Source organism: Spirillospora sp. NPDC046719 (assembly GCF_040645715.1).
In the GTDB taxonomy this organism is placed as follows: Bacteria; Actinomycetota; Actinomycetes; order Streptosporangiales; family Streptosporangiaceae; genus Spirillospora.
Genome location: NZ_JBEYYT010000362.1, coordinates 1 through 9,968 on the forward strand (window position 1 = coordinate 1; position 9,968 = coordinate 9,968).

At 74.9% G+C, this 9,968-nt stretch carries 11 protein-coding genes; 6 read left to right on the plus strand and 5 right to left on the minus strand.

Annotated features, from left to right (window positions below):
• Nucleotides 1-49 precede the first annotated feature (49 nt).
• Nucleotides 50-1,033, minus strand: a complete 984-nt coding sequence (locus tag ABZ914_RS38960; protein WP_500199511.1) for a hypothetical protein — start codon at nucleotides 1,031-1,033, stop codon at nucleotides 50-52.
• 190 nt (nucleotides 1,034-1,223) lie between these two features.
• Nucleotides 1,224-2,324, minus strand: coding sequence for a DUF2637 domain-containing protein (locus tag ABZ914_RS38965; RefSeq protein WP_500199513.1), 1,101 nt, complete (start codon nucleotides 2,322-2,324; stop codon nucleotides 1,224-1,226).
• Nucleotides 2,325-2,630: 306 nt separating this feature from the next.
• Here ABZ914_RS38965 and ABZ914_RS38970 point away from each other — a divergent pair, with 306 nt between their 5' ends.
• The 5 genes from ABZ914_RS38970 (at nucleotide 2,631) to ABZ914_RS38990 (ending at nucleotide 6,880) form a co-directional block, all read left to right on the plus strand.
• Nucleotides 2,631-3,134 carry a helix-turn-helix domain-containing protein gene (locus ABZ914_RS38970; protein ID WP_500199515.1) on the plus strand — a complete coding sequence of 168 codons (504 nt, stop codon included), beginning with the start codon at nucleotides 2,631-2,633 and terminating at the stop codon, nucleotides 3,132-3,134.
• A 152-nt stretch (nucleotides 3,135-3,286) separates the two neighbouring features.
• Complete coding sequence (locus ABZ914_RS38975) at nucleotides 3,287-4,591, plus strand: erythromycin esterase family protein (RefSeq protein ID WP_190867104.1); 1,305 nt, start codon at nucleotides 3,287-3,289, stop codon at nucleotides 4,589-4,591.
• A gap of 72 nt (nucleotides 4,592-4,663) precedes the next feature.
• The gene (locus tag ABZ914_RS38980; protein WP_500199517.1) at nucleotides 4,664-5,449 is read left to right on the plus strand and encodes a DUF427 domain-containing protein; all 786 of its coding nucleotides are present in this window, start codon (nucleotides 4,664-4,666) and stop codon (nucleotides 5,447-5,449) included.
• 90 nt (nucleotides 5,450-5,539) lie between these two features.
• Nucleotides 5,540-6,004 (plus strand): carbohydrate kinase family protein, encoded by a 465-nt coding sequence (locus tag ABZ914_RS38985; protein ID WP_500199519.1) that lies wholly within the window; start codon nucleotides 5,540-5,542, stop codon nucleotides 6,002-6,004.
• Nucleotides 6,005-6,154: 150 nt separating this feature from the next.
• A complete protein-coding gene (locus tag ABZ914_RS38990) occupies nucleotides 6,155-6,880 on the plus strand; it encodes a Crp/Fnr family transcriptional regulator (protein WP_433152425.1) in 726 nt (241 codons plus the stop codon).
• A gap of 34 nt (nucleotides 6,881-6,914) precedes the next feature.
• Here the strand turns inward: ABZ914_RS38990 and ABZ914_RS38995 are convergent, their stop codons facing one another.
• Entirely contained in the window at nucleotides 6,915-7,301 is a 387-nt protein-coding gene (locus ABZ914_RS38995) for a DUF3291 domain-containing protein (RefSeq protein WP_500199520.1), read from the minus strand.
• Nucleotides 7,302-7,391: 90 nt separating this feature from the next.
• On the opposite strand from ABZ914_RS38995, the gene ABZ914_RS39000 reads away from it, so the two are divergent.
• Nucleotides 7,392-7,970: a TetR/AcrR family transcriptional regulator gene (locus tag ABZ914_RS39000; RefSeq protein WP_500199522.1), complete on the plus strand. Its 579-nt coding sequence runs from the start codon at nucleotides 7,392-7,394 to the stop codon at nucleotides 7,968-7,970.
• Here ABZ914_RS39000 and ABZ914_RS39005 read toward each other — a convergent pair.
• Together ABZ914_RS39005 and ABZ914_RS39010 are read right to left on the minus strand one after the other, a co-directional pair.
• Nucleotides 7,967-9,445, minus strand: coding sequence for an MFS transporter (locus ABZ914_RS39005; RefSeq protein ID WP_500199523.1), 1,479 nt, complete (start codon nucleotides 9,443-9,445; stop codon nucleotides 7,967-7,969). The two genes, ABZ914_RS39000 and ABZ914_RS39005, sit on opposite strands and share 4 nt — an antisense overlap.
• Nucleotides 9,446-9,482: 37 nt before the next feature.
• A partial coding sequence (locus ABZ914_RS39010) for a nuclear transport factor 2 family protein (protein WP_500199525.1) occupies nucleotides 9,483-9,968 on the minus strand: 486 nt, incomplete at its 5' end.

Consider the following 9,968-nt stretch of genomic DNA (forward strand, 5'->3'; position numbering starts at 1 on the left):
GCACCCCCCGCCGCCCCCCCCGGCCCGGGGGATCCGCCGTGCAGGCTAGTTACCCCTTCGCGGGGTCGGTGCAGGAGCCGGTGGTGGTGGGGCTCGGTGCGGGCGCCGGATCCCGCTCGGGGAGGCCCGGACCCGTGCGGCGCAGGTTGTGCGTCCTCATCACCGACTGCAGGTCGGGGTTGCCGTCGCGGCCGTCGGCGTCGGCGAGCGCGGGGCACGCCCAGGCGTCCTGGCGGCCCCACGAGTAGCTGATGTCGAACGCGGGCCTCGGGACGAGCCGGTCCCACCGGGTGAGGATCGCCTTCATCTCGCCCGCGGCCGGCAGCCGCCAGTTCTTCTCCCCGTCGCTGCAGGACTGCCCGAACGTCTGGAACACCGGCACGATCATCTTCCGGGTGAACCCGGCCCGGGTCGCCTGGCCCACCATCGTGTCGATCGCCTTCAGGTCGCACCCGTCGTGCCCGGAGCGGCACGGGTAGGGGTCGAGGCCGATCAGGTCGAGGTGGGTCTCCGACGGCTTCAGCGGGGCCATCGGCCAGTCCGTCAGCGACGCGAACGCCTTCTGGCCGGGCGCGTACCGGTGCACGATGTCGGCGCGCCGCCGCAGCTCGCCGGCGATGCCGGGGCACTGGTCGGGGTTCGGCTCGTCCGACAGGTACCAGCCGTACACGCGGTCGTTCCCGGCGAACCGCTTCACCGTGTCGGCGAACGCCGACGTGCTGTTCTGCTCGAAGTCGCCGCAGGTGGTGTTGCCGACCCACAGCAGCGCCCGGCCGCCCTTCGGCAGCGAGGCGATCTCTCCGGCGTCGGGGTCCACGTCGAACAGGTCGTAGCCGAGCGCCGCGGCCTTCGCGCGGTCGCCCGCCGGCATGTTCAGCGCGGCGTGCAGGGTCCCGGTGGCCAGGGCTCCGGCGGCCCGGGACGCGGCGGCCGGGCGGGCGGCGGCATCGCCGGCCGAGGGGGCGAGGAGGTATCCGGTGGCGGCGCCGCCGAGGGCGGCCGCGGCGGCCACCGCGAGGAGTCGCGTCTTCATGAGGTCTCCCGGCATCGCTGATGCGGCATGGGCATGAGATGCGCGTCCAGCGTCGCACGGGAACGGCGCAGATCACCGGGAAACCGTCCGCGGGCCGCGATGACCCCGGAAACGGACGGGACCGGCCGCCTTTACGGACGGCCGGTCCCTGGACGAGCGGTGCGCTCGCGGTGCCGGTGGTGCGGGAGGGTCAGACGCGCCAGGAGCGGACGAGCTCGTCCAGCGCCGCCTGGTCGTAGACGATGCCCTGGTCGCCCAGCTCCTTGGCGACCAGCTCGCCGTCGCCGTGGTGCTTGGCCAGCAGCCGGTACACCGCGTAGGGGAACCAGTGGTTGTCGCTGATCCGCCGGATCTCGGCCTCGTCGCAGCGGTAGCCCTCGGCGCGCACCTCGGCCAGCGTCGCGGCGATGTCGCCGTGCCGGCGTTCGAGGACGTCGATGACGATCGTGCGCAGGTTCTCCGGGTCGGGGGCGGGGCCGGTGTCCTCGTGCGGGACGCCGACCGCGCTGCGGCCGTTGAGGCTCCCGCGCGCGGCGGCGCTGACCACGGCCATCTCCGGGTCGGGCGCGGGCTCGGGCTCGCGGGACGCGGCCGGGGAGGCCGCGGCGGCCGACGGCGCCGGGGCGGCCGCGGGCTCGGCCTCGCGGGTCGCGGCGGCGGAGCCGTTCGCCGAGCCGTTCGCCGTGCCCGACTCGATCGCCTTGCCGGAGTGGCCGGGCACCTGGATCTGCGGGAACGGCCCGGTGTTGCGCAGCGGCATCAGCGTGATCTGCTGCAGCGTGACCGGGCCGGCGATGGCGCGCGGCGCGGGCTCGGCGGCCTTCGGCTCCTCCTCCTCGTCGGACTGGCGCGAGACGTACCGGTGGAGTGTTCGCAGCAGGACGAACAGGCCGAGCATCGACACGATCGGCGGGACCGCGGCGGTCGCCTGGTAGGAGAACGACCGGTGCCCGACGTGCCCGACGTTGAAGATGAGGCTGGCCGTCCAGCCCGCGAGGGCGATGGCGAGCGGCAGGAAGAAGTCCAGCCAGCTCATCATGTCGCGGCGGCGCAGCACGAAGGCGTCGACGGCGAGCAGGAAGAGGCCGAGTTCGCCCACGATGATGAAGAGGTCGACCAGCAGCGGGAACGAGTCGGCCTTCCATCCGCGCAGGCCGTGTTCCAGTGCCCAGTGGTAGAGACCGGCGTAGGACTGGGCGAAGCCTCCCGCGGTCGCGGTCATGACCGCGATCGCCATGAAGGCGATGGCCCCCCACCGTGTGATGACCTGTACCCGGTTGGCAGCGCTCATGCGGCAGGTGCTCCAGATTGTCTTACTTAACCAAATGTGATCGGTGGGAGACTATCCATTCCCTGCGCGTTTCGTGGGGGATTCCAGTTACGTCTGTGTACCGGTCGGCCCCCGCCGGGCCCGCGGGACGGCTCCGGACCGCGCCCCTCGCCCGCCCGTGACCGTCCCGCCGGACGGCGCGCCGTTGGCGCCGACTGCCCAAAGAACGGCGCCGATGTCGTGCTGACTCGCTCATTGACCTTCCTGACCGCCCGTAGAAGCCTTGCGAGTGCGTCCGGGGTCCCGCACCCAGCGAGAAGGAGCGTCATGTCCGCGCTCGTCAGCACCTCGGACCATCCTGCACGCGACCGTGCCGGCCTCGGGCGGCACGCGATCCGCGAGGCGTCCGGCCCGTTCCGCGTCCGGCCCGCCCGCTCGGACGGGCTCGCCGCCCGGTCCCGGGGCCGCGGTCCCGGCCCGGAGGAGGCCGCGGCGGTCCGGGCGATCAAGGAGTGGATCGAGGCGCACCTGCGGGACCCGGACCTGACCCCGGCCGCGATCGCGGCCGCGCACCACATCTCCGTCCGGCAGCTGTACCGGGTGTTCGAGCCGTCCGGCACGACGGTGGCCCGGTACGTGCGGGACCTCCGGCTGGAGCGGTGCCGCCGGGAGCTGTCCGACCCGTCGCTGGCGGGCCTGCGGATCGGCGCGATCGCGAGCCGCTGGGGGCTGCCGGACGCGGCGGGGTTCAGCCGGGCGTTCCGGGTCGCCTACGGGCTGTCGCCCTCCGCATACCGAGAGCGTGCGGCCGATCCCCATCGGCACGGCTGAGCGGGGCCGCGAGCCGGGACGCGGGGGTAGAGGCCCGAATCGGTCCGGCGGCGTGCATCGATCCGAGGATCCGGGGAACGGCGACAGCAACGAGCGATTTGAGTGGAATGTCGAAATCCGTCGCGGGATGAACCCTGGGGGAGGGGGACACGATGAGCGACGTGGACGACGTGCTGGGGGCCGCGCTGCCGCTGGAGTACGCCGAGGACCTGGACCCGCTGCTCGACCGCATCGGGGACGCCTCGTGCGTCCTGATCGGCGAGGCCAGCCACGGCACCCACGAGTACTACGCGTGGCGGGCCGCGATCACCCGCCGGCTGATCGCCGAACGCGGCTTCTCCTTCGTGGCCGTCGAGGGCGACTGGCCGGACTGCCGCGAGGTCGGGCGGTCGGTCACGCTGGCGCCCGGCGGCGCGGAGGACCCGCGCACCGCCTTGGACGGCTTCGGGCGCTGGCCCACCTGGATGTGGGCCAACGAGGAGACCGTCCGGTTCTGCCGGTGGCTGCGCGAGCACAACGCCGGCCTGCCGCCCGACGAGAGGGCCGGCTTCTACGGCCTCGACGTCTACAGCCTGTGGGAGTCGCTGCGGGCCGTCGTCGACCACCTGGCCGAGCACCGCCCCGAGTACCTGGCGACGGCGCTGGAGGCCTACCGCTGCTTCGAGCCGCACGGCGAGGACCCGCGGTCCTACGGCTGGAACACCTCGCTGGTCCCGGACGGGTGCGCCGAGGAGGTCATGGCGCTGCTGACGCGGCTGCGCCGCCCGGTCTCGCACGGCGACTCCCGCGACCCCGACGAGGAGCTGGACGTCCGGCAGAACGCCGAGATCGCGGCGGGCGCCGAGCGGTACTACCGCACCATGATCGCCGGCGGGCCGGAGTCGTGGAACGTCCGCGACGTGCACATGGCCGACACGCTCGACCGGCTGACGGACTTCCACACCCACGGCGGGCAGACCGGCAAGGGGGTCGTGTGGGCGCACAACACCCACGTCGGCGACGCGCGCGCCACCGACATGGCGGACGCGGGCATGGTGAACCTCGGGCAGCTGGCCCGCGAGCGGCGCGGCCGCGACCGGGTCGTCATCGTGGGGTTCGCGGGCGGTCCCGGCGAGGTGGTCGCCGCGCCGAGCTGGGGCGACCCGATGGAGGTCATGACCGTCCCGCCGCCGGCGCACGGGTCGCTGGAGGAGGTGCTCGCGCGGTCGGAGCTGCACCGCGGCATGTTCGTGGTGCCGCCCGAACGGGACATGCCCGGGTTCCTGACCGGGACGCTCGGGCAGCGGGCGATCGGCGTCGTCTACGACCCCGACCGCGATCCGCGCCAGTACGTGCCGACGCGGCTCGCCGAGCGGTACGACGCGCTGTGCTGGTTCCGGATCACCTCCGCGCTCGCTCCGCTGCACCTGGAGGCGGCGCGCCGCGGCGAGCTGGAGACCATGCCGTCGGGCGTGTGAGCGCGGTCCCGGTTGGGCACGCCGACTCCGTGGACGGGCCGGCCGCGCGAGCCGGCCCGCAGGGAGATGAGCATGTCGCTGACCTTCGCCCCAGGACCCCTCGCCGGATCGCCCGGCGACGTCAACTACGGCATCGACGGGCCGAAGCACCGGCTGCTGATGCACGAGTTCCCGCGCCGGGTGCACGCCCGCTTCGGCGGTGAGGTCGTGCTCGACACCGAACGCGGCAGGCTGCTGCACGAGACGGGGCTGCTGCCCGCCCTGTACGTCCCGGAGGACGACGTGCGGACCGATCTGCTGGAGCGGACCGACCACAGCACGCACTGCCCGTTCAAGGGCGACGCCGCGTACTGGACGATCCGCGTCGGCGACCGGGTCGCGGAGAACGCGGTGTGGGGCTACCCGGAGCCGCTGCCGGAGTCGTCCTGGCTGCGCGGCTACATGGCCTTCTACTGGGCCCCGATGGACGCCTGGTACGACGAGGACGAGCGGGTCCACGGCCATCTGCGGGACCCGTTCCACCGGGTGGACGCCCGCGCCTCGTCGCGGCACGTCCGGGTGCTGCTGGACGGGGAGCTCATCGCCGAGACGGAGCACCCGAAGGTGCTGTCGGAGACGGGGCTGCCCAACCGGATCTACATCCCGGCCGTCGACGTGCGCCGCGAGCTGCTGACCCGCAGCGAGAAGCGGACCGTGTGCCCCTACAAGGGCGAGGCGACGTACTGGTCGCTGGACGGCGCGGAGGACGCGGCGTGGTCCTATGAGGATCCGCTGGAGAACGCGCTCAAGGTCGCCGGGCACTTCAGCTTCGACCACCGGGCGCTGACCGTCGAGTCCGAGCCGCCGCGGCGCGCGTGAGCGGCGGCGGGCCGGACGTCTGCGTCGTGGGGCAGATCGCCCGCGACCTCGCTCGGCCAGGCGGTCCGTGACGGCATCGACGCGTCCGCCGTGGTGCGCCGGGAGGGCGCGCGGACCGGCCTGATCGTGGACGTCGTCGACGGCGACGGCCGCTGGCGCTACCTGGAGGACCTTCCACCGCCCGTCCTGCTCACCGAGGCCGACGTCGCCGCGGCCGGGCCGCTGCTGCGGGACGCGCTGTGGACGGCGGTCCAGTTGCAGCAGCCGCCGGAGGCGGTGCGGGCGGCCGTCGGCCTGGCGCGGGGCAACCGGATCGTGCTGGACGGCGCGCCGTCCGAGGACGACCGCGACGAGTTGCTCGCCGCCGCGTTCGCCGTCCGCGCCGTCGTGCCGCTGGACGAGACGCCCGTCGCCGACACCACCGGTGCCGGTGACGCGCTCACCGCGGCGCTGGTCGCCGCGCTCGCGCGGGGGAGCCGCCGGAGCGCGCCGTCCGGTTCTCGGTCGCGGCGGCCGGCGCCACCGTCGGCCACCCCGGAGGGCGTCCCGCCCTGAGCTTCGAGGGCGTAGGGGCGCGCGCCGGTCTCTGACGCACTCGCGTCCTTGACCGGCGCGGTTCTCCGACGAACTCGTGCCAGGGCGGTTTACCGGACAGGTGACAGCGGGCATGTCAAGGTACCCGGCGACCGGTAAGGAGGACGACTTTTGGCGACCCCCTCCTCACCGCCCTCCCCGTCCGTCCCCCGCCCCGGCTTCTGGGCCGCGCTCGACACCGCGCAGCGGACCGCGCTGCGCGCCGCCGCGCGGCCCCGCCAGTTCGCGGTCAAGGCGCCGCTGGTCTACCAGGGCGACGAGTCCGACCACGTGATCATCATCGAGCGGGGCTGGGCCAAGGTGACCTCGTCCACCGAGGACGGCCACGACGTGGTGCTGGCCGTGCGCGGGCCGGGCGACCTGCTCGCCGAGAGCGCGGTGCTCGGCGGCCGCACCCGCTCGGCGACGGTGACGGCGCTGTCCCCGGTGCGGGCGCTGGTGGTCCCGGCCGGCCGGTTCACCGGGTTCCTGGACGAGCACCCGGACGTGTGGATGCTCGTCACCGGCACGTTCGTGCAGCGCATCGACGACTCCGACCGGCGGCTGCGCGCGCACGTGACCAGCCGCGGCACGCAGCGGCTCGCGCGGCTGCTGGCCGACCTCGCCGAGCGCTCGGCGCAGCACGTCCCGCCCGCGCCGGACGGGTCGATCGTGATCGGGCCGCCGCTGTCGCAGGAGGAGCTCGGCAGCTGGATGGACGCCTCGCGCGAGACGGTCGCGCGGGCCATGACGGGGCTGCGCGCGGCGGGCCTGATCCGCACCGGCTGGCGCAGGATCACCGTCGTCGACCTGCCCGGCCTGCGCGCGTTCGCCGAGGACGCCGAGCCGCCCGGCTAGCAGCGGGCCCGGCCGCTCGCCGGGCGCCGGGGGTTCAGCTCTCCGCGATGCGCCGCCGCGCCTCCTCCCAGGTGACGGGCAGGTCGGCGGCCTTCGCCTGCCAGAAGACGAACGTGGAGTCGCGCATCACCGCGTGCTTGGCCCGCATCGTCGACCGGTGCGGCTCCGCTGCGGCGTAGGCCCGGATCGCCTTCTCGTCGCGCCAGGCGGACAGCGTCCAGAACGTCCGTTTGAGCAGCTGGGCCTTCAGAGCGACGCCGTGCGCGCCGTCGGACCGGCGGGCCTGGCGCCGCAGGGACAGCGACGCGAGGAGGAACCCGGGCACGTGGCGCAGCGAGCGCACCTCGAGCCGGGACGCCATGACGGTGACCTCGGCGCCGGGGGCGGGGGCGTGGACGGGGATCCAGGGCAGGGTCGGCATGGGGCGGTCCTTCGCTCGGGCGCAATCTTGTCACTGGCTAGATTGCCTCCGCGGCCGTGAACTTGTCAATGGCAAGATAGGGTCGGCGGCATGAGTGACGACGCCTACCACCACGGTGATCTGCGGCGCGCCATCATGGCGGCGGCCGTGGGCGCGATCGCCGAGTCGGGACCGGCCACCTGGAGCCTGCGCGAGCTGGCCCGCCGCGCGGGCGTCTCGCACGCCGCCCCCGCCCACCACTTCGGCGACAAGGCCGGGCTGCTCACCGCCGTCGCCGCCGAGGGCTACGCGCTGTTCGCCGACGCGCTCGAGGGCGCGGGCGACGACTTCCACGACGTCGGCCTCGCCTACATCCGCTTCGCCATCGACCACCGCGCGCACTTCGAGGTCATGTTCCGGCCCGAGCTGTACCGCGCCGACGATCCCGAGGTCGTCGCCGCACGCGCGCGCGCCGACGGCGTGCTCGTGCGCGGCGCCCGGAGCGTCGCCCCGGGCCGCCCCCGCGGCGACCTGACCGCCCCGATCGCCGCCTGGTCGATCGTGCACGGCTTCGCCGAGCTGTGGCTCCGCGGCGCCCTGCCCGCGGAGCTCGGCGACGACCCCGAGGCCGCCGCCGAACCCGTCATCCGCCTGCTGTTCGAGAAGCCCGCCCGGGCCGCCGAGCCCTAGGACCGGGACGCGGCGGAACGCGGCCCCGCCGAGGCCGCCGGATCCGCCGGGTCCGCCGGGACGGCGCGGGCCTTCGCCGGGACGCACAGCGCCGCGACCACGCCGGCGGCGGCCACCGCCGAGGCGACCCACAGGGCGGGCTTGAACCCGTCGATGAACGAGGCGGGCGTCTCGTAGCCGCCGCTGTGCGCGAACACCGCGGCGAGGATCGCGATGCCGAAGACGGCGCCGAGCTCGCGCAGCGCCGTGTTGGTGCCGGCCGCCACGCCCGCGTCGCCCGCGGGCACCGCGGCGGTCGCCGCCCCCGCCGTCGTCGCGAAGACCATGCCGGTGCCGGCGCCCGCGACCACCAGCGGCGCGACGAGCGTCCCGTACGACACGTCCGGCGCCGTCACGGCCGCCAGCCAGCCGAGCCCGGCCGCCTGCAGCACCATCCCGCCCGCCATCAGCGGCCGCGGCCCGACCCGGTCGGCGAGCGCGCCCGCGAGCGGCGCGGCGACCATCGGCATGCCCGTCCAGACCAGCAGCCGCAGCCCCGTCTGCAGCGGGGAGTCGCCCAGTCCGACCTGGAACAGCTGGGTCATCATGAACAGCGCGCCGAGCAGCGACACCGCCAGCAGGAAGATCACCGCGTTGGCGGACGCGAAGCCGCGCAGCCGGAAGTACGCCAGCGGCAGCATCGGATGCGCGGCCCGGCGCTCCCACAGCAGGAACGCCGCCACGAGCACGGCGCCGGCCGCCAGCGACCCCGCCACCTCGGGCGAGTCCCAGCCCGCCGACGGCGCCCGCACCGGCGCCCATGTCAGCGCGAACATCCCGAGCCCCGCGAGGAGCTGGCCCGGCACGTCCAGGTGCGGGCGCGGTCCGCGGCTCTCCCGCAGCAGCCGCGCCGACAGCGGGATCATCACGAGCCCGACCGGCACGTTGATCCAGAAGATCCACTGCCAGGCCAGGCCGTCGGTGATCGCGCCGCCCAGCACCGGCCCGCCGGCCACCCCGAGGCCGGTGATCCCGCCCCACAGCCCGATGGCGGCGCCGCGCTTCTCCACCGGGAACACGTCGCTGATCAGCGTGAGCGTCAGCGGCAGCAGCAGCGCCGCGCCGGCGCCCTCGACCACCCGGGCCGCGACGAGCGCGCCCGCGCCGCCCGCGAGCGCGCACGCGGCGGACGCCGCGGTGAACACCGCCAGGCCCGTCACGTAGATCCGGCGCCGGCCGAACCGGTCGCCGAGCGCCGCCCCCGTCAGCATCAGGCAGGCGAAGGCGAGGTTGTAGGCGTTGATCGTCCATTCGAGGTCGGACAGGCTCGCGCCCAGGTGGGTGCGCAGCACCGGCAGCGCGGTCGCCACCACCACCACGTCCAGGGAGCACAGGAACGCCCCCAGCCCCGCCAGCACCAGCGTCCAGACCCGCCGCGCCGCCGGGACGGCGTCCGCCTCGGACGCCTCCCGGCCGGTCGCGGTCTTGCTCGTCATCTCCGGCATCCCGGTCCCTTCCCTTGGAGCGGATCGCTCACCGGGTACAGACCGCCGCCGATCCGGAAGGAACCGGTCCGCCGGGCGCCGCCGCGGACGGCGGCTCGTACGGCAGCTCGGCGGGCAGCCCGAACCGGGGGAACAGGCCCGGGTCGAGGAACGCCACGATCCCCGCGACGCGGCCGTCCGCGACCGTCAGCACCTGGACGCAGTGCGCGCGGTGCACGCCGTCCGGGTCGCGCATGTACGACGCGGCGGCGGGCCGGCCGTTGGCCGAGACGGGGAACAGCCGCAGGTCGCCGGGCGCGCCGAGGATGTGTGCGGCGGCGAACCGCGCCACGTGGTCGCGGCCGGCGAACCACGCCGCGAACGGCGGCATCTCCAGCGTCGCGTCCCGCGTCAGCAGGTCCGCGAGCGCCGCCGCGTCGGCGTTCTCGAAGGCCGCCGCGTACCGGTCCAGCAGCGCGCGGACGCCCGGGTCGTCCGGCTCGGCGACGCCGTCCTCCTCCGGGGCGAGCCGCTC